Below are 26,041 nucleotides of genomic sequence, written 5' to 3' on the forward strand. Positions count from 1 at the left end.
TCTTGTCCCATTGTTCATATTGCGATATAATAAAGTATTGAGAAAAGATAATACAGATTTTAAAAGGAAAGATGAGGTTTACGAATGAAAAAAATTGCGGTAATTTGTTTGGTTGCTTCTTTGGCAGTATCAATGAATAGTAGTGTGACTGCTCTGGCTCAATCTGCAAATCAGCCTCAAATTGAAAATAGTACAGGTGAAAGTAGTTTGGAAACGGATACGAAAGCAGCAAATGAGGATCTGTATCCAGCAGACTGGGATGCGGATGATCCGGAAAATGCAAGAGCTTTTCAGCAAATGTATGGTGACGAGCAGACAGCTGATGACGTTGCAGAAAATGATAGTATTGCGACATTTTCACTAGAGGAAGATGGATCAGCACGCAGCAGCAGTGGAATCACAACGAAATGGGAAAATTATATATTAAACAGTGCCGGAAAGATTACAGGTACTAAAATCAATACATATACACATAACAGCAAGGATACTTCTGGAAAAAGTATTGCAATGGGAATTGATGTATCTTATCATAACGAAAACATTGACTGGAAAAAAGTAAAAGCATCTGGTGTGGAATATGCATTGATCCGTGTCGGATATCGTGGATATGCCGGTGGAACGATTGCAAGTACAGGCGACAGTAAGTTTAAGACCTATATTGAAGGCGCAAAAGCGGCAGGATTGAAGGTCGGAGTTTACTTTTTCTCTCAGGCAATCAATGTGCAGGAAGCAGAAGAAGAAGCGGTATGGACCCTGAACAGAATCAAAGGGTATCAGCTTGATCTTCCGGTAGTGATTGACTATGAATATGCGGGAACAACCGATAAGAATGGAAATTCTCTGGAAAGACTGAACAATGCTAATTTATCAAAATCACAGAAGACAGCGTGTGTCGATGCTTTTTGTAAAAAGGTAAAGACCGCAGGATATCAGGCAATGGTATATTCCAGTTCCAGTTGGTTAGAAAAGGATATGGACACAGACACACTCAGCAAAAATTATGGGGTGTGGATGGCAAGATATAATACTCATTCCTATGTGGATTCAGAAAAAGGAAGATTCTATGATGGCACATTAAATATCTGGCAGTGTAGCAGCAGGGCAAAAATCGATGGTATTAAGACTTGTGTGGATCTGGATTACTGGTATAAATCCGGTGGAACGGATGTTGTAAAAGATCCAAAAACAGGCGAGTGGTATTATACCGTAAATGGTGTGATGGATGAGGGCTATACCGGTGTGGCGAAAAACAGCAATGGCTGGTGGCGTATTGAAAATGGCTGGGTTAATTTTAAGTTTGAAGGAATTGCGGAAAATGAAAATGGAACCTGGTATTTAAAAAATGGAAAAGTAGATTTTACATATAATGGATTTGTACATGATAATACTAATTGGTGGTATGTGGAAAATGGACAGGTTACATACAATAAAAATGATGTGATCAAGGGTAACGTTAATGGTGTCAATGCATGGTGGCATGTCGTAAACAGCAAAGTGACAAGAGATACGACGGTAGCGAAAAACAGTAATGGTTGGTGGTACATCAATAATGGAAAAGTAGATTTGGGATACTATGGATTTGCGGCAAACAGCAATGGATGGTGGTATCTGGAAGGCGGAAAAGTGACATTTAAGAAGAATGATGTTATCAAAGGAACTGCTGGAGGTGTCAATGCATGGTGGCATGTGGTTGAAAGCAAAGTGATTTTAGACACGACGGTAGCAAAAAACAGTAATGGCTGGTGGTATATTCATAATGGAAAGGTTGATTTTACACACAACGGGGTAGAGAAAAACAACAACGGTTGGTGGTACATCAATAATGGAAAAGTAGATTTCGGATACTATGGATTTGCATCAAACAGTAATGGCTGGTGGTATCTGGAAGGCGGAAAAGTGACATTTAAAAAGAATGATGTCATCAAAGGAACAGTAGATGGTGTCAATGGATGGTGGCACGTAGTTGGCAGCAAAGTGATTTTAGACACAACGGTAGCGAAAAACAGTAATGGCTGGTGGTATATTCATAATGGAGTGGTAGATTTTACACATAACGGAGTAGAGAAAAACAGCAATGGTTGGTGGAAGATTACAAATGGAAAAGTTGACTTTTCTTATAAAGGAATTGCACAGAACAGCAATGGATGGTGGTATCTGGAAGGTGGAAAAGTAAAATTCGGATATAACGGAAAACTGGTTGTAGATGGAAAAACGTATGCAATTAAGGGTGGAAAAGTTAGCGGACTGTAGAATATTCAAATGAGGATGAGTGTATGAAGAAAAAGATAACATCGATAGTGATAGCAGTGATTCTTTGTACTGTAATAACGACAACACCTTTTATGGCAGCTGAAGCAGATGGGAATGATACACCAACGATAACTTCAGAAATGAATCAGTCGGATTCAGAAAGTCAGAGCGGTGAGAAATCAGATGCAGAGTTTTCAGACGGGGACAATACTGCGATGGGGGAAGAAGTATCATCCAATGATGATATGGAGAAAATTGAAAAAGAGGGAAATCTGGAAGAAGATAGTTCCCAGAGAGAAGATAACGCAGAGTCTATAGATGCCACATCTGATCTGGCAGAGTCAGAATCAGAAGAAAATCTACAGCAGGGGAATAGTGATCAGCAGAATCAGGAAAATAAAGTGGAAACATTTTCTTTAGATGGAGCAAGAAGTACATCAACACAATATCTGGTTAATTTTAACAAGACAAATAATTCGTCGGCTTATGTTACTTACACAGAATACAGTACAGGAAAAAGTGGCTATATTAATGGAACATACGGCGCAGATGCTGCATATCTTGGAACAACTGGGAATTATTACATATTTATGATGTCAGGTGTAATTGGAAAGGTAAAAAGCAGTGACGTAACGCTCGTAGCTCTTTCTAATGTAAAGAGTTACAGTTATTATTATGTATCTGGTGAAAAATTATATCATCGAATTACCGGAAATCTGTCACAGTCAAAGTATGTTTCAAACCTAAGATATGGAAAAGCTCCGTCTTATTTATCACAGGGAACGAACTATTTCAGTTATGATGGACATTATTTTTATACCAACTATACAACAATGATTTCGGATTATACCAGTGATAGCAGGACACATTCTGTAAATTCGAATAATCCGTATTTTAATTATTACCAGTATCTTCCGTTAAGAAGTACAACTTCTTATTCTGCATCAGATTTGAACAGCACAATTAATGGAAAAATATCCTCTACATCCAAGTTAAAGGATTTGGGAAATGATTTTGTAAATAATCAGAATACATATGGTGTGAATGCATTGTTGATGGCTTCCATTGCAATCAATGAGAGTGGATGGGGGGATAGCAGCATAGCCAAAAATAAAAATAACCTGTTTGGCTTGAATGCTGTAGATGCATCCCCTTCACAGAGTGCAAATTATTACAGTAGTGTTTCTGCTTGTATTAAGGATTTTGCAGAGACTTATATGTCAAAAAAATATCTGAATCCAAATGGAAGTAACTATCGTGGTGCCTATCTGGGAAATAAAGCCAGTGGAATCAATGTGCAGTATGCATCAGATCCGTACTGGGGTGAGAAAGCGGCCAATTATGCGTATTATCTTGGAGAAAAATTGTCATCAAAGGATGAATATCGCTATACAATTGGAATTAAAGATCCCATCAGTTGCATGAAGACAACTCCTACCAATAACTTGAATATTCGGAATAGGAACAGTACTTCTTCCAGCAGGTTGTATTATGCGGCAAACCTGTATGGTGTGGCATTTCTGTTGAAAGATGGCAATACCTCTACAAATGGATTTTATCGTATTCAAAGTGATCCGGTATTAAAAAGCGGACGAACAGGAATTAATACAAGTACAGGAAAGTATGATTTTGCAAATATGTATGCATATGTAAGTACTTCTTATGTAACAATTATAAATTCTGGTGATGGAAGCAATAATAATGGCGTGACAGATAAAAGGCTGAATGGTGTGATCAAAGCATCTGATGGTAACTGGTACTATTATGTAAATGGTGTGATTGATTATAGCCATACTGGTATTGAGAAGAATGCCAATGGCTGGTGGCGGATCGAAAATGGTAAAGTAAACTTTAATTATGAAGGTGTTGCGAAAAACCAGAACGGCTGGTGGTACCTGAAAGGTGGCAAAGTTGACTTTTCTTATAATGGATTTGCAAGCAATAGTAATGGCTGGTGGTATATTGAATCTGGAAAAGTAACCTTCCAGAAAACAGATGTTATCAAAGGAACCGTAAAGGGGATCTATGGCTGGTGGCATGTAGTCGAAAGTAAAGTGACGTTTGATACGACCGTAGCGAAAAACAGCAACGGCTGGTGGTATATCAGCAATGGAATGGTAGACTTTTCACATACTGGAGTAGAGAAAAACAGCAACGGCTGGTGGTATATCAACAATGGAATGGTAGACTTTTCACATAATGGAGTAGAGAAAAACAGTAATGGCTGGTGGCGCATAGAAGAAGGAAAAGTAAATTTCAATTTTACTGGTATTGCATCTAACAAAAATGGAACCTGGTACCTTGATGGCGGAAAAGTAGATTTTTCATATTCGGGATTCTATAAGAACGGTACAGATTATTTATATGTAGAAAATGGGCAGATTACTTATACAAAAAATGATGTCATAAAAGGAGCCGTTGCTGCTCAGAGTGGCTGGTGGCACGTAGTCGGAAGCAAGGTAATCTTTGATACAACCGTGGCGAAAAACAGTAATGGTTGGTGGTATATCAGCAATGGAATGGTAGACTTTTCACATAATGGAGTAGAAAAGAACAGCAATGGTTGGTGGCGCATCGAAAATGGAAAAGTAAACTTCAGCTTTGAAGGATTCGCATCAAACAGTAATGGCTGGTGGTATCTGGAAGGCGGAAAAGTAACTTTCCAAAAAAATGATGTCATAAAAGGAATCGTTGATGGAGAAACTACGTGGTGGCATGTGGTCAACAGTAAAGTTACTTATGATACGACAGTTGCCCAAAATGCGAATGGCTGGTGGCGCATAGAAGAAGGAAAAGTAAATTTTAATTTTACCGGTGTTGCGTCTAACCAGAACGGAGACTGGTATCTCTCCAATGGAAAAGTAGATTTTAACTATAATGGTACCGTGACATATGATGGAAAATTATATCAGGTTGTCAATGGTTCGGCAAAAGCTGCTTAATAATTAAAAAAGCTCTAAAACGCCTGCATATTTTTATGTAATAGTTGAATATGCGTGTAAAATGCACTTATTTGAATAATAAGTGCATTTTGCTTTACTATTAGCAGAAAAAATGTTACAATTCTGTTAAATACAGGAAAAAATACAAGTTAGGAATTTAGGAAGGAAAAAGTATATGAATACTACATTAGTAATTATGGCAGCCGGAATCGGATCCCGTTTTGGTGGTGGCGTAAAACAGTTGACACCGGTTGGACCGAATGGCGAGATTATTATTGATTATTCTATCCATGATGCGTTGGAAGCAGGATTTAATAAAATCGTATTTATTATCCGTAAGGATATTGAGAAAGATTTTAGAGAGGTAATCGGAGACCGTATTGAAAAAATTTGTGATGTGGAATATGTGTTCCAGTCTCTGGATGATCTTCCGGAAGGCTTTGAGAAACCGGCAGACCGTACAAAACCTTGGGGAACCGGTCAGGCGGTAAGATGCTGTAAAGGTATTGTAAATGAGCCGTTTGCAGTAATTAATGCGGATGATTATTATGGGAAAGAAGCATTTGTAAAAGTGCATGATTATCTGGTTGGCTGTGGTGATTCCCAGTACAAATATTGCATGGCAGGGTTTATCCTTGATAATACACTCAGCGATAACGGAACTGTTACCAGAGGTGTATGCCAGGTAGATGAACAGGAGATGTTGCAGAAGATTGTTGAGACAAGCGGTATTGCCCGTGATACGGATGGTATTGTCAAAGACGAAAATGGCAATGAGATTCCGACAGGAACACACGTATCTATGAATATGTGGGGTGTTACACCGGAATTTTTGGATGTACTGGATAAAGGATTTGCAGAATTTCTGGCAAATGTGGAGCCGGGCAACATCAAAGCAGAGTATCTGCTTCCGACCATCATTGGCGACATGCTTGCAAAAGGTGAGGTGTCTGTAAAAGTTCTTGAGACACAGGATAAATGGTTTGGTGTAACCTATCAGGAAGATCGTCAGACTGTTGTAGATGCTTTTGCAAAACTGATCGCGGACGGTGTATACAAGACTCCTTTATTCTAGGATAAACAGAAAGATTGCGATTGGAGTATGTGAGAAATGGCGTAAATATATTTAAAATCTGTCTGATCTGAATTAGCATAGATTTTAAATGCAGGAATAGCATATTAGAAAGTTAAGAAAGAACATTTCATGCGGTAGAAATTACCATGTGAGATGTTCTTTTTTTGTTATAGTATGCATTTTTTTTGATTATTTACAGATACTTTGCATGAGAATATGTGTGAGGAGAATAATGCGATGACAACACAGACAGGAAAACAAAGCATCACTTTTGAAAAACCACCCTGGATTATCAGCAGCGGCTGCGTGGCAGGAACTAAGGAAGCAGAAGGACCGATCGGGCATGAAATTGACCTGGTGGGAGAAGATGACAATTTTGGATGTGACATCTGGGAAGAAGCGGAAAGCACACTGCAAAAAGAGGCATTGACAATTGCATTAGGAAAAGCGCGATTGAAAGCAGAGGAACTTCGCTATCTGTTTGCGGGGGATCTGCTTGGACAGTCCATGGCAACATCTTTTGGCTTACAGCAATTTGATCTGCCATTATTTGGATTGTACGGTGCCTGCTCAACAGCGGGAGAATCGCTGGCTCTGGCGGCAATGACCGTGTCTGCCGGATATGCGAATCTGGCAGGAGCGGTCACATCCAGTCATTTTGCCAGTGCGGAGAAACAGTTTCGGTTTCCCTTGGAATATGCCAATCAAAGGCCCTTATGTACTACCTGGACGGTTACGGGAGCCGGTGCCTTTGTACTTGGTAGAGACAGGTATAAAACAGAAAATAGATGTAAAAGCGGACTAGAAAAAGAAGAGTGTACAAAAACACAAGGAGTACAGCAAAAAGAATGCAAGGGGGAAGCGTGTTGTGATGTCTGCATCACCGGCATCACACCGGGCAAAATCGTAGATTATGGCGTGCGTGATTCCATGAACATGGGAGCTGCTATGGCACCGGCGGCAGCAGCTTGTATTGCAGCACATTTGGAGGATTTTTCCAGAAGCCCGTCTTATTATGACAAGATCATTACCGGTGATCTGGGGGCGGTTGGACGGGAAATCCTGATTGAACTGTTACAGCAGAAAAATATTGATATCGGAAGCTGCCATACAGATTGTGGGCTGGAGATTTTTGATAATGAGCGGCAGGGAACCGGAAGTGGAGGAAGTGGCTGCGGATGTGCGGCAGTAACTATGAGTGCACATTTTTTGCCGATGATGCGGCGCGGGGAATTAAAACGTGTACTGTTTGTGCCGACAGGTGCCCTGCTGTCCAAAATCAGTTTTAATGAGGGTGAAAACGTGCCGGGAATTGCACATGCAGTAGTATTAGAAGTACTAGAAAATCGTTAAAAAAATTCGAAAGAATGAAGTGCAGAAAAATGATATTTGGTGATTATGTTAAGTGGTATGGATAAATGTGAAGTATTTTGTAAAACGCAAGTGATACACATTATTTAGAGTAAAAAAATATATAAAGCAAAAATGAAACGTAAAAGTTATAAAATGGAGGGAAGTGTAACGATGGATTATGTCAATGCCTTTTGGGTAGGTGGACTGATCTGTGCGTTGGTGCAGATTTTACTGGAAAAAACAAAATTACTTCCGGGGCGTGTCATGGTGCTTCTTGTCTGCTCAGGAGCGGTATTAGGAGCAGTAGGAATTTATGAACCTTTTTCTGAATTTGCGGGAGCAGGAGCAAATGTGCCGTTGCTTGGCTTTGGAAATACGCTTTGGAAGGGGATGAAAACTGCCGTTGATGAAAGTGGATTTCTGGGGCTTTTTACCGGTGGATTTACTGCCTGTGCGGTAGGTGTATCAGCGGCATTAATTTTCGGCTATCTGGCATCTCTGATATTTAATTCCAAGATGCGGAAATAATAGCTCAAAATAGATTTTCAATAAATTCAAAGAGAAGAATATGTCAGCATACGTTGACCAGAATCACGTACCAAGTTTCACATGCATTCGATTTGAAGGCTATGGTTATTGCTACGCGCACAAAAACAATGAGGGGGAATGAAGAAAACGTAGAGTATTTTTATCAGACAGGTATAAAAAATACAAAATGAACCATATTAACGATACAGAAATGAATATGCTTGATGATCGTTTGCTGATAGTTGCTGACAGAAAATCAACGATTCATTTTCATTAGTGAAAAAAGTTATGAGAAGGAGAGATACCAAGATGAAAAAATTCAGACAGATAGCATTTATACTTATGCTGGCATTGAGTTTGACGACCTTTGCAGCATGTGGAAAGAAAAATACGGATATGAACGATGGGAGCAACAATAATTCTGTCACAGAGAACGGCACTGACAAAAATGGAACTAACGATAACAATGTCGTGGATGATAATACTGTGACGGACAATAACGGAATCGTCAATGACAGAGCAGATACCAATCAGACAGATTATGGAACAACCGGTGAAAATATGAGGGACGCAGCAGAAAATGCGAAAGAGTCGATTGAGGATACCGGAGAGGCGATCAAAAATGGTGTCACCGGTGACACAGATACCAACAGAGATCATAAGGATGGCACAAATGGAAATAAGACCGAAAATACAGTCGGAACAGACAACAATACGGGCGTAACTGAAAACAATAACAGTGGCAGATAAAAATATCGAAAAAACACATTGAATAAAAGTAAATAGAGTTATTAATAAAACTAAGAAAAATTTTACCCTAGAATGAAATAGTAAAATTATGAAAAAAGGTTTGCACATCAATTTTTGATAGAATACTGCAAAATGCGAATAGGTATAAACTGGCGGAGCAACTTTTGTAGTATAGCCAAAACTGAAATAAGGAGAAGAACTCAGATTAGTGATGCAGGGCGTCTTAGCCCAAAGCACTCGTCTGAGTTCTTCTCCTTTCTTAGACTACATTATAAAAATACGGAAATTAATTACTCCTCAATACTGTAGTTCGGAGCCTCTTTTGTGATATGAATATCATGCGGATGACTCTCTTTCAGTGAAGCAGCAGAGATTTTTACAAAATGACTGGTAGCAGTCAGATCTCTGATTGTCGAAGCTCCACAGTAACCCATACCAGCGCGGATACCACCAACAAGCTGGAAGATAATATCTTCTACGCTGCCTTTGTAAGCAACACGTCCTTCCACACCTTCCGGAACCAGTTTTTTAGCATCCTGCTGGAAGTAACGGTCTTTGCTTCCATTTTCCATAGCAGCAAGAGATCCCATACCACGATATACTTTGTATTTACGTCCCTGATATAATTCGAAAGCGCCCGGAGCTTCGTCACATCCTGCGAACATGGAACCCATCATACATACACTACCACCGGCAGCCAGAGCTTTTGTCATATCTCCGGAGTATTTGATACCACCGTCTGCGATGATCGGAATATTGTACTCTTTTGCAACTTCGTAGCAGTCCATAACAGCTGTGATCTGTGGAACACCGATACCCGCAACGACACGGGTTGTACAGATAGAACCAGGTCCGATACCTACTTTAACAGCGTCAGCGCCAGCTTCGATCAGCGCTTTTGTAGCTGCGCCTGTTGCAACGTTACCTGCGATAACCTGCAGATCCGGATAAGCTTCTTTGATCTTGTGAACTGCATTTAAGATGTTTAAGGAATGTCCGTGTGCGGAATCTACAACGATAACATCTACATGTGCTTTTACCAGAGCATCGATACGATCCATCATATTTGCTGTGATACCAACAGCAGCACCACAGAGCAGACGTCCCTGCTCATCTTTTGCAGAAAGCGGATATTTGATCTGTTTTTCAATATCTTTGATTGTGATCAGACCTTTTAATTTGAAGTCTTTGTCAACGATCGGAAGTTTCTCTTTTCTTGCTTTTGCAAGGATTGCTTTGGCTTCCTCTAAAGTGATGCCTTCCGGAGCAGTGATCAGTCCCTCACTGGTCATGCTCTCACTGATTTTTTTGGAAAAATCAGTCTCAAATTTAAGATCACGGTTTGTGATGATACCGATCAGTGTACCATCTTCTTTGACGATCGGCACACCGGAAATACGGAATTTTGCCATCAGGTCGTCAGCGTCCTGAAGTGTGTGATCTGCGGAAAGGGAGAATGGATCTGTGATAACTCCGTTTTCGGAACGTTTTACTTTGTCTACTTCCTCAGCCTGTGCTTCGATAGACATATTTTTGTGGATGATACCGATACCGCCCTGTCTTGCCATTGCGATTGCCATGCGGTGTTCAGTAACTGTATCCATGCCGGCACTCATCATCGGAATGTTCAGTGTGATTTTGTTGGTCAGTTTTGTCGTAAGATCAACCATGTTCGGGGTTACCTCGGAGTATGCCGGAACGAGCAGCACATCATCAAAAGTAATACCTTCACCAATAATTTTTGCCATTTTGTATCCTCCCTTATCTGTTTTGTGAGCAAAAAAAGAAAAACACTGCTGTTTTTCTGATTTCTAAAAATAAATAAATTAATTTTGAAAATATTATAGTAATTTAAAATTGTAATGTCAATGACTTTTCGGCAAAGGTTTCTTTTTTTTACAGTTTGTGATATTTTAAGTGTATACTTTGCAAAATGTTAGGAGAAACAACCAAAGCACAAATAAGCAGAGTTAATAAATATAATAAGGTAATTTCTCAACCGGTCTTTTTTATCTCAGTCTAATTTCTGACTGAGATAAAATGCTCCGCGAGGATGTGCAGTGATTCTGAGGAGAATATGTCAGCATACGCTGACCAGAATCACGCACCAAGTCTCACGTACGTTCGACTTGAAATGAGATATTGTTACCTGCAACCCGATGGCAATTAATAGAGAGACAGTAAGGAGAGCTGTATGGAATTTCGACCATGTATTGACATTCATAATGGAAAGGTAAAACAGATCGTAGGTGGTACGCTGAAGGATCAGGGAGATCTGGCGGCAGAAAATTTTGTGTCGGAGCAGGATGCACCCTTTTATGCAAAATTGTATCAGTCTTATGGAATCCGTGGAGGACATATTATCCTATTAAATGGAAAGGATTCCCCGCATTATGAGGCAACTAAGTTACAGGCACTGGCAGCACTTCAGGTTTACCCGGGCGGACTGCAGGTGGGCGGCGGTATTACGGCAGAAAATGCCCATGAATTTTTGCGGGCAGGAGCCAGTCATGTGATCGTGACGTCTTATGTGTTCCGGGATGGAAAAGTGGATTATGAGCGTCTGGAGAAACTGGTGCAGGCAGTCGGAAAGGAACATCTGGTACTGGATTTAAGCTGTCGCAAAAAGGATGGTGCTTATTATATCGTAACGGACCGCTGGCAGAAATTTACAGAAGAACGCGTGACTGTGGAATTGCTGGACCGCTTGTATCAGTATGCGGATGAGTTTCTGATCCATGCGGTGGATGTGGAAGGCAAAGCGTCCGGCATTGAGCGTGAACTGGTAGAACTACTTGGAAGCTGGAATCGCATTCCGGTGACATATGCCGGCGGAATCGGAAGTTTTCAAAATCTGGAAGAACTGGCAGAGTGGGGACAGCATCATCTGAATTATACGATTGGAAGTGCGCTGGATCTCTTTGACGGAAATATGAAATTTGAGGATGTATTGGAGTTTGGCAAGAAACTTTAATATAAGAACCCTGTATTTTTTTCAGTAAAAAAGAGGTACTGGGCTTCAGCAGAAAACTCTGAAATAAAAATACCGATCCTGGGATCTGGGATTTTTGGAAATGTAATCTTGAAATTTGATAAGAAATCAGTATAATGAACCTAATAATTCAGAGCGAAAAAGTATCGAATAAAACCTGAAGAAGTATTAAATACTGGCTTTGAATTAGAGTTTTGATAAAATTACAGGAGGAACGCCATGTATACAAAGAATGACATTATGCAGATGGTGGAAGATGAAGATGTCGAATTTATCCGTCTGCAGTTTACCGATATTTTTGGCAATATGAAAAATGTTGCCATTACAAGCAGCCAGTTGGAAAAAGCGTTGGATAACCGTTGCATGTTCGACGGTTCATCCATTGAGGGATTTGTAAGAATCGAAGAATCCGATATGTATCTGCATCCGGATCTGGATACATTTACCATTTTCCCATGGAGACCGCAGCAGGGCAAGGTAGCACGTATCATCTGTGATATTTACCGCCCGGACGGTACACCGTTTGAGGGAGATCCGCGTTATGTTTTGCAGAAAGTGATCAAACAAGCAGAAGATATGGGATATGTGTTTGATGTGGGACCGGAATGTGAATTTTTCCTGTTTAATACGGACGATAACGGCTGTCCGACAACAGACACAACAGAAAAAGCAGGTTATTTTGAGATGGGACCAAACGATCATGGCGAAAATGCCAGACGTGATATGGTTCTGACGCTGGAAGATATGGGATTTGAGATTGAGGCATCCCACCATGAGGCATCTCCGGGACAGCATGAGATTGATTTCAGATATGAGCCGGCGATGCATGCGGCAGATAACATTATGACATTTAAGCTGGCTGTCAAAACCATTGCGAAACGTCATGGTATGCATGCAACATTTATGCCAAAGCCAAAGAGTGGTGTCAGCGGTTCCGGAATGCATATCAATATGTCTCTGAGAAAAGACGGCAAAAATATTTTTGCTGATGAGAATGATAAATTTGGACTGAGCCAGGACGCTTATTATTTTATTGGTGGTCTGATGAAACATGTTTATGAAATGACAGCGATCACAAATCCGCTGGTAAATTCTTACAAACGTCTGGTTTCCGGATTTGAGGCTCCGCTTCATATTACCTGGTCTGTGAGAAACAGAAGTCCGCTGATCCGTATTCCGTCTGCAGTGGGCGGCGGCACACGTATTGAGCTTCGAAGCCCGGACTGTGCGGCAAATCCGTATCTGACGATTGCGCTGTGTCTGGCAGCAGGTCTGGACGGAATGAAGAATAAAATTACTCCGCCGGAGAATATTCAGAAGAATATTTTCAGCATGTCTGAGGAAGAAAAAGCAGAGAGAAATATCAAATCACTGCCGACAAATCTGAGTGATGCAGTAGAGGCGATGGAACAGGATGCATTTATTCAGGATGTGCTTGGAGAACATATCAGTAACGTATATATCAATTCCAAGAAAGATGAGTGGGATCGGTATTGCAGAGCTGTGACACAGTGGGAAGTAGATGAGTATCTGGACAAATTCTAAAAGGTGGATGGTTGAGTTTTGACAAGGATAATTGTTGCATTTCCGAAAGCAGAAAACGGAAAAAACATTAAGAATGTACTGGTCAGAAACGGTTATCAGGTTGTGTGTGTCTGTACGAATGGTGCGCAGGTGATCCAGGAAGCAAATGGTCTGCAGGATGGCATTGTCGTCTGTACTTACAAGCTTTCCGATATGATCTATCAGGAACTGGTGGAATGTCTGCCACCGGGATTTGATACGATCGTGATCTCCACGAAGGATCAGTGGGTGGAAAACGGGACACCGGGAATTGTTGGGCTGGCAGTTCCGTTGAAAATCCACGAACTGTTATCTACGGTAGAAATGGTTTCGTACAATCTGGAACGGAAACGGCGGAAGCGCCGTCAGGCTCCACGAAAACGAACGAAAGAAGAACAGGAACTGGTGGATCGGGCAAAGGCGATTCTGATGGAACGAAATCAAATGACGGAAGACGAAGCACATCGTTACCTGCAAAAGACCAGTATGGATAATGGAACCAGTTTTACAGAAACGGCACAGATGATTCTTGGTATGCTGGATCAGTAACAGCTTTGATGGCGTAAAAAAGTGATAATACATATAGAGATGAGAAGACTCCCGGTGCGATAGGCGGGGAGTGATCAGGAACCTTTTTCGCAGAATAACATATAGTTGAGAGAAAGAGCCTGTATGTACTTTGATCATTGGTATACAGGCATGTATTCCGGGAGAGGTTCTATGAAATTTGTTAAAATGCATGGTCTTGGAAATGATTTTCTGATCTTTGATTGTCTTGAAAATGGGGACAGTGAACACGCTCCAGTATGGCTGAATGCAGAACGGGTACAGAAGCTTTGTGACCGTCATTATGGGATCGGAGCGGATGGAGTGATCTGTGTGCTGCCATCAAAGGTGGCAGATTTTCGGATGCTGATCTGTAATGCGGATGGAAGCCGGGCGCAGATGTGCGGAAATGGTATTCGATGTATCGGAAAATATGTATCTGACCATGGAAAAACAGAACAGGAGAATCTTAGAATCGAAACGGACGCCGGTGTGCGTCAGTTGCGTTTAGATAAAGGAACGGACAGAGTGGCTGTAACAGCAGTTCGGGTGGATATGGGCACACCTGAATTTGTGCCAGAGCACATATCTGCCCGTTTTTCTTATACCGGTGTTTCTATGGGAAATCCGCATTGTGTCATTTTTTTGAATAAGAAAGAGGAACTGGATCAGATTCCAATGGAAGTGTATGGAACGGAAATGGAGCATCATCCGGCATTTCCAAATGGAACAAATGTGGAATTTGCATGGATACAGGATGCAGGACATATTTTTGTGCGTGTCTGGGAGCGTGGATGCGGGGAAACAAAAGCCTGCGGAACCGGGGCCTGTGCAGTGGCAGCCGCGGCAATGAGGATGCGAAAATGTGCCATGTCAGTTGTTGTGGTACTTCCGGGTGGAGAACTGCGGGTGACTTATGGAACCAGAAGCAGGCATTTGTATCTGACCGGACCGGCAGAAGAAATTTTTTCCGGGGAAGTGAAAATAGGATGATGAGTATGCCTGCAAAAGAACGTTCCTTTGGAAAAATATGCAGATTTTCAGAGAAAGTTTCCGTTTGTTTATGTTACGGGTTACAGTTCACTCATCACATGTATTCAGGTAATGATCATGCTTGCATGAGGAATTAGCTGGATACATAGTGATGAAGGGAGCGCCTTTTTATGAGCAAAAGTAGTAGCGAAGCTACGGAGAAGCCCGAAAGGGCATTTTGCGAATAGCGCGTGTGAACTGTAACTGTTACGGTGACAATTTACAACAGAAAAGTGTCAGGCGGTTGATTTTTCTGTGTTAGTTATGTTATACTAGGAACGATTTTACAGGTAAAACAAGATTCATCTCAGTCTGAGATGAGACTCCCACTTCTGCAAGTGGTGAGTAGTAACAAGTATTTCTCAGTGGGAGTTCAATCTCCGACTGAGATAAATGCTCCGCGAGGATGTGCAGTGATTCTGAAAAGAAGATGTCAGCTTGCGCTGACCAGAATCACGCACCAAGTCTCACGTGCGTTCGACTTGAATATCTCATCTATACTACATTTATGTAGCAATGAGAATCTCAACATACGCTGAGTGGAATCTTGCAACATGAGATACATTTTAGTGAGGAGTTGTAAATATGTTTAAAGTAAACGACAATTACCAGAAACTTCCGGGCAGCTATCTGTTCAGCACAATCGCGAAAAAAGTAAGTGCATTCCAGGCTGCAAATCCGGAGAAAACACTGATCCGTCTTGGTATCGGTGATGTAACACAGCCACTGGCACCGGCAATTATTGATGCAATGCACAATGCTGTAACAGAGATGGGAAATGCTGAGACATTCCATGGTTATGCACCGGATCTGGGATATGAATTCCTGCGTACAGCCATTGCAGACAACGATTATAAAGCAAGAGGATGTGACATCAGCGCGGATGAGATTTTTGTATCCGACGGCGCAAAAAGCGATTCCGGAAACATTCAGGAGATCTTCTCTGTAGATAACCGCATCGCTGTATGTGATCCGGTTTACCCAGTTTATGTGGATTCCAACGTTATGGCTGGCAGAACCGGTACATACGATCCGAAGACAGAGATGTGGAGCAATGTCATCTACATGCCGTGTACAAAAGAAAACAATTTCGTACCGGAGTTCCCGAAGGAGAATCCAGACATCATTTATCTGTGTCTGCCGAACAACCCGACAGGAACAACAATCACAAAAGATCAGCTGCAGGAGTGGGTAAACTACGCAAACAAGATTGGTGCAGTGATCATTTATGATGGCGCATATGAAGCATATATTTCCGAGGACAATGTAGCACATTCCATTTATGAGTGTGAAGGCGCAAGAACTTGTGCGATCGAGTTAAAGAGCTTTTCCAAGAACGCTGGATTTACCGGTGTTCGTCTGGGATACGCAGTTGTTCCGAAAGACCTGAAATGCGGAGATGTTTCCTTACATCAGATGTGGGCAAGACGTCACGGAACAAAATTCAACGGTGCTCCGTACATCGTACAGCGTGCCGGCGAAGCAGTTTACAGCGCGGCTGGTAAAGCACAGTTAAAAGAGCAGGTTGCTTACTACATGAAAAATGCAGCAGCCATCAAAGGCGGACTGCAGGACGCAGGATTTGAAGTATTCGGCGGCGTAAATGCACCGTACATCTGGTTAAAAACACCGGATCAGATGACATCCTGGGAATTCTTCGATTACCTGCTTGAGAAAGCAAACGTTGTAGGTACACCGGGATCAGGATTTGGACCGAGTGGAGAAGGATACTTCAGACTGACAGCATTTGGAACATATGAAAATACACTTGCTGCCCTGGAGAGAATCAAAGCATTATAATTAACGTAAATTCAAAAAAGAGCAAAAAGACATCCGGCAAGCCGTCTCAGGCTGTCGGATGCTTTTTTACTCTTTTTTGTTCACTACCTATCGTGTTATCAAAATAATTTTACTTTTTAAAAGACGCACGTTTTCTTAAAGTCGGATCCAGAATCTTCTTACGGATTCTCAGGCTCTCCGGAGTTACCTCCAGCAGCTCATCTGTATCGATGAAATCCAGTGCCTGCTCCAAGCTGAGTACTCTCGGCGGTGTCAGTGTCAGCGCCTCATCAGCAGAAGAAGAACGTGTATTTGTCAGATGTTTCTTCTTGCAGACATTTAACTCAATATCTTCTGCACGGGAGCACTGTCCGATAACCATTCCGGAATATACTTTCTCGCCAGGTCCGATAAACAGGGAACCACGCTCCTGTGCGGAGAACAGACCGTATGCTACGGATTCACCGGATTCAAATGCGATCAGGGAACCAAGTTTACGATACTGGATATCTCCACGGTACGGCTCATAACCACAGAAGATGGTATTGATGATACCGTTACCTTTTGTATCTGTCATAAAGTCGCCACGATAACCGATGAGACCACGGGACGGGATCTTGAATTCAAGACGGGTATAACCGCCGCTGATGCTTCCCATGTTCTGCAGCTCACCTTTACGCTGACTCAGTTTTTCGATAACAACACCGGTAAATTCATCCGGTACATCAACGTAAGCCATTTCCATCGGCTCTGTTTTTTTACCATTTTCATCGGTATGGTACAGAACCTCTGCTTTACTTACTGCAAACTCGTAACCTTCACGACGCATGTTCTCGATCAGGACGGACAGATGCAGTTCACCACGACCGGATACTTTGAAGCTGTCGGCACTGTCTGTTTCCTCTACGCGGAGAGAAACGTCGGTGTTCAGCTCTTTGAAAAGACGGTCACGGATGTGACGGGAAGTAACGTATTTACCTTCCTGACCTGCCAGCGGGCTGTCGTTTACGATGAAGTTCATGGAGATGGTCGGCTCAGAGATCTTCTGGAACGGGATCGCTACCGGATTTTCCGGATCACAGATCGTATCACCGATATGGATATCAGCAATACCGGAGATTGCTACGATAGAACCGATCTTTGCCTCTTTTACTTCTACTTTATTTAATCCGTCAAACTCATACAGTTTGCTGATGCGGACTTTTTTCTGTTTCTCAGGATCATGTGCGTTCAGCATGATGGCATCCTGGTTGACACGCAGGCATCCGTTGTCGACTTTGCCGACACCGATACGTCCAACGTACTCATTGTAATCAATGGTACTGATCAGAACCTGTGTGTTTGCATCCGGATCACCTTCCGGAGCCGGAATGTAGTTTAAGATGGTCTCAAACAGTGGCATCATGTCTTTTGGCTCGTCGTTCAGATCTAATGTTGCGTAACCGTTCTTTGCAGATGCGTAAACGAACGGGCAGTCAAGCTGCTCATCGGAAGCATCCAGATCCATAAACAGTTCCAGAACTTCGTCGATAACCTCATCCGGTCTTGCTTCCGGACGGTCGATCTTGTTGATGCAGACGATAACCGGCAGATTCAGCTCTAATGCTTTCATCAGAACGAATTTTGTCTGTGGCATAGCGCCCTCAAATGCGTCAACCACAAGGATAACGCCGTTTACCATTTTCAGTACACGCTCAACCTCGCCACCGAAATCGGCATGACCTGGTGTGTCGATAATATTGATTTTTGTATCTTTGTAAAATACTGCAGTATTTTTTGACAGAATCGTGATTCCTCTTTCACGCTCGATGTCATTGGAATCCATGACACGTTCCTGCACTTCCTGATTCTGACGGAAGACGCCGGACTGTTTCAGCAGCTCATCAACCAGTGTTGTTTTACCGTGGTCTACGTGAGCGATGATGGCAATATTTCTAATGTCCTCTCTCTTTGTTTTCATTACATGTATCCTTCCTTCTGAATAGATCAGTTGTTAAGTCTTTCCTATCTAAATGATAGAAAATATATAGTATTCATTAGTGCAACCAATTCATTTTATCACAAAATTCAGATTTGGCAAGAGGAAGAATGAAAAGGTTGTCGACATTTTTTTCGTAAAATCGCAAGTTTTTCATGTTAGATTGTATTTGCCGGCAGAAAAAAGTGGTTTTGAGTTCTAAAAATGAAAAACTGGAATAAATTGAAAGCACAAAGAAAGTACATGTGAAGAAGGGAGCTTACAAAGATGACAGATAAATTATTTGAGAACAATCAGGTGTCGATGATGGGAGAAATTGTTTCGGAGTTTCAGTTCAGTCATGAGGTGTTTGGAGAAGGATTTTATATGGTAGAACTGGCAGTGAACCGTCTGAGTAACTATTCGGATTACATTCCGCTGATGATATCAGAACGACTGATCGATACAGAGCAGGATTACACCGGACAGCTGATTCGGGTATCGGGACAGTTCCGTTCCTATAATCGCCATGAAGAGAAAAAGAACCGCCTTGTTCTGTCGGTGTTTGTGAGGGAACTTGAATTTTTGGATGAGATTGATGAAAATGAGAAAACGAATCAGATTTTTCTGGATGGATACATCTGCAAGGAGCCGATTTACCGGAAAACACCGTTGGGACGTGAAATCGCGGATGTGTTGCTTGCGGTCAACCGTTCTTATGGAAAATCAGACTACATACCCTGTATCTGCTGGGGCAGAAATGCCCGCTTTGCTTCTGGGTTTACGGTAGGAAGCCATATTCAGATCGTAGGACGTGTACAGAGCCGGGAATATGTAAAACGGATTGATGAGGAAAATGTAGAGCACCGGGTAGCTTATGAGGTATCCGTGAGCAAAGTAGATCTGCTGGAGAATGACTAGCGTACCATCCGGCTCGTACGGTGCATTCGGCTCATGCGGCAGATCTGGTTCATACGATAGTTGCATTTTCCTAACAAATGTGCTATCTTAGTTCACAGTTCATGAAATCCGTTGGGATCGGATGAGTGAAACGGAGAGTTCACGTAGTGTGTTCGTATGTGACTTCAAAGGAGGAGACTATGAGTACAGGAAAAATACAGGTATATTATGGTGAAGGACGGGGAAAAACCTCCGCAGCACTGGGATATGCCATTCATGAAGCCAGTAAAGGTGAGTCCGTGATCGTTATTCAGTTTTTAAAACAAAAAGATGAGGATGAGATCAGTTTTCTGGGACGGTTGGAGCCGGAAATTCGTCTGTTTCGTTTTCAAAAATCGGAGAAGTTTTACAGAGAATTGCCAGCAGAAGAACAGTTGGAAGAGCAGATGAATATGAAAAATGGCATTAGTTATGCTAGAAAGGTGTTGCAGACAGGTGAGTGTGATATCCTGATTCTGGATGAAGTGTTGGGACTTCTGGATCAGAACATTGTGCCGGAGGAAGAGATTCTTCAGTTGATGGCAATGAAATCAGATGACATGCATATGATCATGACCGGTCAGGTGATCAGTGACGGGATCATGGAACAGGCTGATGATGTGTACGAAATCTGTATTAAAAAAGAAGGATAAGTGACAGAATCCCGTCATATCATAAAAAAGGATATAAATAAAAATCATAAAGGTTGACATTCTTATAGGAAAGTGCTATATTGAGCACAAATGAGACAGTAGTGAGATAGAGGTTGCATGATTTATGAGTAAACTGCCGTATGTACCGTATCACAGATGAGGGCAGTCAAAAGGAAATCATGCCGAAAGGATATACAGGAGCGGCTGTGTGTTACTTGGGCACAATGTGAAGAACACTGTGACTGTCATCGGAAACGATGGGGCGCTATCACTGGAATAAAGGAATCAACTCTTTTGGAATTAAGAAAGATTTTCAGGAACCAGCGAGTGCGCACGCTGGTTCTTATTTTATGTAAAATTTGTTTGTTGAGAATTGTAAAAAAAGACAGGGAGGACATAGAAAATGCCAATTTTTAAAGGAGCAGGTGTCGCAATCGTTACACCTATGAAAGACAATCTGGAAGTAGATTATGATGCACTGGAGACCAATATTAATTATCAGATCGACAATGGTACCGATGCGATTGTTATCGCAGGTACCACCGGTGAAAGTGCAACTTTATCTGAGGAAGAGCATAAAAAAGTTGTAAAAGCAGCGGTTGAGTTTACAAAACATCGTGTACCGGTTATCGCAGGTACTGGTTCTAACAGCACACAGACAGCCATCGAGCTTTCTCAGGAAGCTGATGCAGACGGAGTAGATGCCGTTCTGATCGTTACTCCTTATTACAACAAAGCAACACAGAAAGGTCTGATCGGACATTACACCAGCGTTGCAGAATCCATCAAAGTGCCGGTGATCATGTATAACGTACCTTCCAGAACCGGATGTAATCTGCAGCCGGCAACGGTTGCACACCTGGTAAAAAATGTAGACAATATCGTTGCCATCAAAGATGCAACCGGTGATCTGTCTCAGGCAGCACAGATGATGAACCTGTGTGACGGTAATTTGGAACTGTATTCCGGAAATGATGATCAGGTAGTTCCGCTGTTATCTATTGGCGGACTTGGTGTTATCTCTGTATTATCCAATATTGCACCACGTCAGGCGCACAATATTGTTATGGAGTTCTTAGAGGGTGACTACAAAAAAGCTGCAAAATTACAGTTAGATGCTATCCCACTGATCAATGCATTATTCAGCGAGGTAAACCCGATTCCGGTAAAAGCTGCCATGAATATGCTTGGTATGCAGGCTGGACCGCTCAGAGCACCGTTGTCTGAGCTGGAGGATGCACACAAAGAGATTCTTCGTCAGGAAATGATCAAATACGGTCTGATGAAATAAGGATCATCTCAGTCTGAGTTGAGACTCCCACTTCTGCAAGTGGTGAGTAGTAACAAGTATTTCTCAGTGGGAGTTCAATCTCCGACTGAGATAAATGCTCCGCGAGGGCGCACATTGTCTGGGAGACAATGGTTTTGCGCCGACCGGAACGGAGTGTAGAGTGCAGTGATTCTGAAAAGAAGATGTCAGCTTGCGCTGACCAGAATCACGCACCAAGTCTCACGTGCGTTCGACTTGAACAGGTATCATTAAGTATTATTCAGCGTGAGATAAATCGGAAAATCACCCGATTTAGAGACGATTATGCAAAAAATAGCGGTGAATATTACAAAAATATGAGAAATCACTTGCCCCCGCATGGAATGCGGGGGTATTATAGCTTATGTGAGAAATAAATGTTTCAGTAAATGAATTTTACGGAGGAAGTTAGAATATGACAAAAGTAATTATGAACGGATGTAACGGACATATGGGACAGGTGATCAGTGATCTGTGTGAGAAAGATCCGGAGATTGAGATCGTAGCAGGAGTAGATATCAATACAGAGCAGCACTATGGATATCCGGTGTTTGCAAATATTGCTGACTGTGACGTAGAGGCAGAGGCGATTATTGATTTTTCTCATGTCAGCTGCATTGATGCACTGATGAACTACAGTGTAGAGCGTCAGATTCCGGTAGTTGTTTGTACTACAGGACTTTCCGCAGAGCAGGATGCATTATTAAAATCATCCAGCGAGAAAGTTGCAGTTTTAAAATCAGCGAATATGTCTCTGGGCGTTAATACCTTAATGGAACTTCTTCAGACCGCAGCAAAAGTACTGGCTCCGGCAGGATTTGACATGGAGATCGTGGAGAAACATCACAACCAGAAACTGGATGCACCGAGCGGAACCGCAATCGCACTGGCAGATTCCATGAATGAAGCGTTGGATGAGGCATATTCTTACAAATATGACCGTTCCCAGGAGCGTAAAAAACGTGACAAATACGAGATCGGTATTCAGGCAGTCCGTGGCGGCAACATCGTTGGCGAGCATGAAGTGATCTTTGCAGGAACAGATGAAGTCATTACATTCAAACATACTGCATATTCCAAAGCAATCTTTGGTAAGGGAGCCATTGAAGCTGCAAAATATCTGGCAGGAAAACCGGCTGGATTTTACGGAATGGCAGATGTGATCAAGAGCGCATCATAAAATGAGCGTATTTTATGCGTGAAGGATGATTCAACGTGCGAGCGTTGCAATTTTGCGTGGAAGCATCGACTTGTATCGAAATCAGAAAACTTAAATCAAGTGGTTAGAATAATATAAGGGGGATTACCAGACATGGAAAATGCAGATATTAAGTATCTGAAAGTACTGGCAACACAATATCCGAACATTGCAGCAGCGGCGACGGAGATTGTCAATCTGAAGGCAATTTTAAGTCTGCCAAAGGCAACCGAGCACTTCATCACGGACGTTCATGGGGAGTACGAACAGTTCCGTCATGTGATGTGCAACGGTTCCGGTGCCGTACAGCGTAAGATCGAGGATGAATTTGGAAGTTCTCTGGGCATTCCGGAGAAACGTACACTGGCAACACTGATCTATTATCCGGAACTGAAGATCAAACAGATTGAAGGAAAATTAACGGCACGGGAAAATCTGGAGGACTGGTATAAGGTGACAATTTTCCGCCTGATCCGTGTTTGTAAAAATGCGTCATCCAAGTATACCCGTTCTAAAGTGCGAAAATCCTTGCCGAAGGATTTCGCATATATTATCGAGGAGCTGATGACCGGAAGACCGGATGTGGCAGATCAGGAAGCCTATTATAATGAAATCATCAATTCTGTTATCCACACCGGCAGGGCAGCACAGCTGATTGCAGATTTCTGCTATTTGATCCGTCGTTTTACTGTGGATCATTTGCATGTAGTTGGTGATATTTTTGACAGAGGACCGTATCCGCATCTGATCATGGATGATCTGATGAAACATCATTCTGTGGATATTCAGTGGGGAAACCATGATATTCTCTGGATGGGAGCGGCAGCAGGTTCTGTAGCATGTATGTGTAATATGCTTCGTATTTCAGCGCGATATGGTAATCTGTCGATTCTGGAAGATGCCTATGGTATCAATATGATTCCACTGATGCGTCTGGCAATGGATTGTTATCAGGGACACACAAGTAAGACATTTAATGTTCATGTGCGGGATGATGACGAAGAATATGACCGCGATTTTGCGGAGCTGGATGCCATGATGCACAAAGCTATCACCATCATTCAGTTTAAGGCAGAGGGACAGCTGATCAAAGAGCATCCGGAATGGGATATGCAGGAGCGTCTGCTGTTGGATAAGATTGATTATGAAAAAGGTACGATCAAATTAAACGGCAAAGAATATACGTTGAACGATACGTATTTCCCGACCATCGATCCAAAGGAACCGTACAAATTTACCCAGCAGGAAGAAGATGTAGTAGAGCGTCTGAAAAACAGTTTTCTTGGCAGTGAGCGTCTGCAGCGCCATATCCGTTTCCTGTATACAAAAGGAAGTCTTTACAAAGTATACAATGGAAACCTGTTGTATCATGGCTGCGTTCCGTTGAATGATGACGGCAGCTTTATGAAAGTCAATATTTATGGAAAGACTTACAGTGGAAAGGCTCTGTATGATATTTTAGAGCATTATGCCAGAAAAGGTTACTATTCCATTGATCCGGTGGAGAAGAAACGCGGCGAGGATATTCTCTGGTTTATCTGGAAAAACAAACATTCACCGGTATTCGGAAAAGAGCGTATGGCAACCTTTGAGCGTTATTTTATTAATGAAAAGGAAACTCATGAGGAACCGAAAAATGCGTATTACCGTCTGTTTGAGAAGGAAGAGATCGTGGATAAGATCCTGAAAGAATTTGGACTTCCGGTACAGGGTGCGCATATCATCAATGGTCATATTCCGGTGATTGTAAAAAAAGGTGAATCTCCGGTAAAATGTGGCGGCAAGCTGCTTGTCATTGACGGTGGATTTTCCAAGGCTTATCAGCAGAAGACCGGAATTGCGGGTTACACACTGATCTACAACTCTTATGGACTGGTGCTGGCAGCACATGAACCATTTACTTCCATGGAAGATACGGTGTTGAATGAGACATGTATCCATTCTCATATCGTTATGGAACAGAACGTGGTAAAACGGAAAACAGTAAATGATACCGACACTGGTAAAGTTCTGCGGGAAAATATCGAGGAGCTGGAAGAATTACTGGAGGCTTATCGAAGCGGTATGCTGGTAGAGAAGTTTTGATCTTAATGAATGAGAGAAGATTTCTGGTTTGACAGAAGGAAATCAGCTAAATAATAGCTATGTTATGAAGTAATTCTTTGTAAGGTCAGCGGAATGATTTTTGAAAAATAGGAAAATTTAGATGCAAAAGAGGAACAATTGAGTTCTTGATGATAGGAATGGTGTATTGGAACAGTTACCATTTTAGAATTATTTAAGAATTGATTGTTCCTCTTTTTATTGACAATAATACTTAACGGTGTTAATATTTACCAACAGTCAATGATTAACACTGTTAAATATTGGGAAAACAAGAGTATCTCACCTGTTATATACTGCGTTGTATGAGGAAAACAGGAGGTATCTTTCAAAAGATATGTATACGGAAAGGAGGAAGCTTTCGGGAGTTATGAAATACGTTGAAAATAGGAAAGAAGTGCTTGACCGGGAAATAACGGGTTCTGTAGATCGCAGGAGCGAAACAGAGTCTATGGAGCATGAGGAACACATGCAGTATAGAGAATGCATGGAGCATGTGAATCACATGGATCATATGGAGCAGAATGTTTGGGAAGCCCTGCATATGTTTCGGAAACTGAATATCGGAAGCATTCTGCCGCGTCTGAACAAAGGGGAATTTGTGCTGATGAACGGCATTTATCATGTGCAGAAGAAAATTGGTTCTGAACATGGGGTGAAGATGTCGGATCTGGCGAAATATACCCACGCGCTGCCACCGGCGGTATCCAGAAGCATTAAAGCATTGGAGAAAAAGGGATACGTCAGACGTTTTGTGGATCAGAACGACCGCAGGAATACATTGGTGGAGATCACCGAATCCGGTCAGGAAGTTTTGCAGGAATCCAATGCCATTATGGATGAATTTATCCACCGGGTGTTTGAAAAGACAGATAAGGAAGAGATGGCGCGGCTGGTGAGTTATATTTATCAGCAATATGAGCTGGCAAAAGAAGAACTGGAGAAGATCCGGGAGAGCCAGAAAAAGGCAAAAGAAGCTACAGATGAAGAAGCTTAATGAAGTCAATCATAGCGGATGGATCTACATGCTGGTTAAATAAAATAGCCGGTAATAGAATCAATCTGAATTTTG

General features: G+C 42.0%; 19 protein-coding genes and 1 riboswitch. Of the genes, 17 read left to right on the plus strand and 2 right to left on the minus strand.

The genetic code is table 11. The annotated features are described in order from the left end of the window. Positions 1-84: 84 nt before the first annotated feature. The 6 genes from DXB15_RS08675 to DXB15_RS08700 all read left to right on the plus strand — a co-directional run bounded on the left by DXB15_RS08675 (position 85) and on the right by DXB15_RS08700 (position 8,898). Complete coding sequence (locus tag DXB15_RS08675) at positions 85-2,250, plus strand: glycoside hydrolase family 25 protein (protein WP_118702703.1); 2,166 nt, start codon at positions 85-87, stop codon at positions 2,248-2,250. A 23-nt stretch (positions 2,251-2,273) separates the two neighbouring features. Then, positions 2,274-5,192 carry a glucosaminidase domain-containing protein gene (locus DXB15_RS08680; protein ID WP_118702704.1) on the plus strand — a complete coding sequence of 973 codons (2,919 nt, stop codon included), beginning with the start codon at positions 2,274-2,276 and terminating at the stop codon, positions 5,190-5,192. 175 nt (positions 5,193-5,367) lie between these two features. Further along, positions 5,368-6,267 carry a nucleotidyltransferase family protein gene (locus tag DXB15_RS08685; RefSeq protein ID WP_109214750.1) on the plus strand — a complete coding sequence of 300 codons (900 nt, stop codon included), beginning with the start codon at positions 5,368-5,370 and terminating at the stop codon, positions 6,265-6,267. 237 nt (positions 6,268-6,504) lie between these two features. Then, a complete protein-coding gene (locus tag DXB15_RS08690) occupies positions 6,505-7,620 on the plus strand; it encodes a stage V sporulation protein AD (protein ID WP_118702705.1) in 1,116 nt (371 codons plus the stop codon). Positions 7,621-7,791: 171 nt separating this feature from the next. After that, positions 7,792-8,148: a SpoVA/SpoVAEb family sporulation membrane protein gene (locus DXB15_RS08695; protein WP_109214748.1), complete on the plus strand. Its 357-nt coding sequence runs from the start codon at positions 7,792-7,794 to the stop codon at positions 8,146-8,148. 309 nt (positions 8,149-8,457) lie between these two features. After that, a complete protein-coding gene (locus tag DXB15_RS08700) occupies positions 8,458-8,898 on the plus strand; it encodes a hypothetical protein (protein ID WP_118702706.1) in 441 nt (146 codons plus the stop codon). 290 nt (positions 8,899-9,188) lie between these two features. On the opposite strand, the gene guaB is transcribed toward DXB15_RS08700, so the two are convergent. Beyond that, positions 9,189-10,646 (minus strand): IMP dehydrogenase, encoded by a 1,458-nt coding sequence (gene guaB / locus DXB15_RS08705; protein WP_109214746.1) that lies wholly within the window; start codon positions 10,644-10,646, stop codon positions 9,189-9,191. A 446-nt stretch (positions 10,647-11,092) separates the two neighbouring features. On the opposite strand from guaB, the gene hisA reads away from it, so the two are divergent. The 5 genes from hisA to DXB15_RS08730 all read left to right on the plus strand — a co-directional run bounded on the left by hisA (position 11,093) and on the right by DXB15_RS08730 (position 16,831). Beyond that, positions 11,093-11,872: a phosphoribosylformimino-5-aminoimidazole carboxamide ribotide isomerase gene (hisA, locus tag DXB15_RS08710; protein WP_118702707.1), complete on the plus strand. Its 780-nt coding sequence runs from the start codon at positions 11,093-11,095 to the stop codon at positions 11,870-11,872. A gap of 237 nt (positions 11,873-12,109) precedes the next feature. Continuing rightward, complete coding sequence (gene glnA, locus DXB15_RS08715) at positions 12,110-13,435, plus strand: type I glutamate--ammonia ligase (RefSeq protein ID WP_118702708.1); 1,326 nt, start codon at positions 12,110-12,112, stop codon at positions 13,433-13,435. An 18-nt stretch (positions 13,436-13,453) separates the two neighbouring features. Beyond that, positions 13,454-14,002, plus strand: coding sequence for an ANTAR domain-containing response regulator (locus DXB15_RS08720; RefSeq protein WP_109214744.1), 549 nt, complete (start codon positions 13,454-13,456; stop codon positions 14,000-14,002). Positions 14,003-14,173: 171 nt separating this feature from the next. Beyond that, a complete protein-coding gene (gene dapF, locus DXB15_RS08725; RefSeq protein WP_118702709.1) occupies positions 14,174-14,992 on the plus strand; it encodes a diaminopimelate epimerase in 819 nt (272 codons plus the stop codon). 624 nt (positions 14,993-15,616) lie between these two features. After that, positions 15,617-16,831 (plus strand): LL-diaminopimelate aminotransferase, encoded by a 1,215-nt coding sequence (locus DXB15_RS08730; protein ID WP_118702710.1) that lies wholly within the window; start codon positions 15,617-15,619, stop codon positions 16,829-16,831. Positions 16,832-16,940: 109 nt separating this feature from the next. Here the strand turns inward: DXB15_RS08730 and typA are convergent, their stop codons facing one another. Further along, complete coding sequence (typA, locus tag DXB15_RS08735) at positions 16,941-18,770, minus strand: translational GTPase TypA (protein WP_109216761.1); 1,830 nt, start codon at positions 18,768-18,770, stop codon at positions 16,941-16,943. Between the two features lie 285 nt (positions 18,771-19,055). Between typA and DXB15_RS08740 the strand changes: the two genes are divergently transcribed. The 6 genes from DXB15_RS08740 to DXB15_RS08765 all read left to right on the plus strand — a co-directional run bounded on the left by DXB15_RS08740 (position 19,056) and on the right by DXB15_RS08765 (position 25,966). Continuing rightward, the gene (locus tag DXB15_RS08740) at positions 19,056-19,688 is read left to right on the plus strand and encodes a single-stranded DNA-binding protein (protein ID WP_118702711.1); all 633 of its coding nucleotides are present in this window, start codon (positions 19,056-19,058) and stop codon (positions 19,686-19,688) included. Between the two features lie 179 nt (positions 19,689-19,867). After that, the gene (locus tag DXB15_RS08745; protein ID WP_109216763.1) at positions 19,868-20,359 is read left to right on the plus strand and encodes a cob(I)yrinic acid a,c-diamide adenosyltransferase; all 492 of its coding nucleotides are present in this window, start codon (positions 19,868-19,870) and stop codon (positions 20,357-20,359) included. Positions 20,360-20,458: 99 nt separating this feature from the next. Further along, positions 20,459-20,635, plus strand: a riboswitch (Lysine riboswitch). 127 nt (positions 20,636-20,762) lie between these two features. Next, positions 20,763-21,650 carry a 4-hydroxy-tetrahydrodipicolinate synthase gene (dapA, locus tag DXB15_RS08750; protein ID WP_118702712.1) on the plus strand — a complete coding sequence of 296 codons (888 nt, stop codon included), beginning with the start codon at positions 20,763-20,765 and terminating at the stop codon, positions 21,648-21,650. A gap of 433 nt (positions 21,651-22,083) precedes the next feature. Then, positions 22,084-22,848, plus strand: coding sequence for a 4-hydroxy-tetrahydrodipicolinate reductase (gene dapB, locus DXB15_RS08755; RefSeq protein ID WP_109216764.1), 765 nt, complete (start codon positions 22,084-22,086; stop codon positions 22,846-22,848). A gap of 132 nt (positions 22,849-22,980) precedes the next feature. Further along, positions 22,981-24,951 (plus strand): fructose-1,6-bisphosphatase, encoded by a 1,971-nt coding sequence (locus tag DXB15_RS08760; protein ID WP_109216765.1) that lies wholly within the window; start codon positions 22,981-22,983, stop codon positions 24,949-24,951. A 388-nt stretch (positions 24,952-25,339) separates the two neighbouring features. Beyond that, a complete protein-coding gene (locus tag DXB15_RS08765) occupies positions 25,340-25,966 on the plus strand; it encodes a MarR family winged helix-turn-helix transcriptional regulator (protein ID WP_158582228.1) in 627 nt (208 codons plus the stop codon). The last annotated feature ends 75 nt before the right edge of the window (positions 25,967-26,041 follow it).

Origin of the sequence: Roseburia sp. OM02-15, from assembly GCF_003481835.1 — a bacterium.
Taxonomy (GTDB): domain Bacteria; phylum Bacillota; class Clostridia; order Lachnospirales; family Lachnospiraceae; genus Eubacterium_I; species Eubacterium_I ramulus_A.

Coding starts and splice junctions, on each gene's coding strand:
- DXB15_RS08675 (WP_118702703.1), top strand. CDS start 85: ATGAAAAAAATTGCGGTAATTTGTTTGGTTGCTTCTTTGGCAGTATCA.
- DXB15_RS08680 (WP_118702704.1), top strand. CDS start 2,274: ATGAAGAAAAAGATAACATCGATAGTGATAGCAGTGATTCTTTGTACT.
- DXB15_RS08685 (WP_109214750.1), top strand. CDS start 5,368: ATGAATACTACATTAGTAATTATGGCAGCCGGAATCGGATCCCGTTTT.
- DXB15_RS08690 (WP_118702705.1), top strand. CDS start 6,505: ATGACAACACAGACAGGAAAACAAAGCATCACTTTTGAAAAACCACCC.
- DXB15_RS08695 (WP_109214748.1), top strand. CDS start 7,792: ATGGATTATGTCAATGCCTTTTGGGTAGGTGGACTGATCTGTGCGTTG.
- DXB15_RS08700 (WP_118702706.1), top strand. CDS start 8,458: ATGAAAAAATTCAGACAGATAGCATTTATACTTATGCTGGCATTGAGT.
- guaB (WP_109214746.1), bottom strand. CDS start 10,646: ATGGCAAAAATTATTGGTGAAGGTATTACTTTTGATGATGTGCTGCTC.
- hisA (WP_118702707.1), top strand. CDS start 11,093: ATGGAATTTCGACCATGTATTGACATTCATAATGGAAAGGTAAAACAG.
- glnA (WP_118702708.1), top strand. CDS start 12,110: ATGTATACAAAGAATGACATTATGCAGATGGTGGAAGATGAAGATGTC.
- dapF (WP_118702709.1), top strand. CDS start 14,174: ATGAAATTTGTTAAAATGCATGGTCTTGGAAATGATTTTCTGATCTTT.
- DXB15_RS08730 (WP_118702710.1), top strand. CDS start 15,617: ATGTTTAAAGTAAACGACAATTACCAGAAACTTCCGGGCAGCTATCTG.
- typA (WP_109216761.1), bottom strand. CDS start 18,770: ATGAAAACAAAGAGAGAGGACATTAGAAATATTGCCATCATCGCTCAC.
- DXB15_RS08740 (WP_118702711.1), top strand. CDS start 19,056: ATGACAGATAAATTATTTGAGAACAATCAGGTGTCGATGATGGGAGAA.
- DXB15_RS08745 (WP_109216763.1), top strand. CDS start 19,868: ATGAGTACAGGAAAAATACAGGTATATTATGGTGAAGGACGGGGAAAA.
- dapA (WP_118702712.1), top strand. CDS start 20,763: ATGCCAATTTTTAAAGGAGCAGGTGTCGCAATCGTTACACCTATGAAA.
- dapB (WP_109216764.1), top strand. CDS start 22,084: ATGACAAAAGTAATTATGAACGGATGTAACGGACATATGGGACAGGTG.
- DXB15_RS08760 (WP_109216765.1), top strand. CDS start 22,981: ATGGAAAATGCAGATATTAAGTATCTGAAAGTACTGGCAACACAATAT.
- DXB15_RS08765 (WP_158582228.1), top strand. CDS start 25,340: ATGAAATACGTTGAAAATAGGAAAGAAGTGCTTGACCGGGAAATAACG.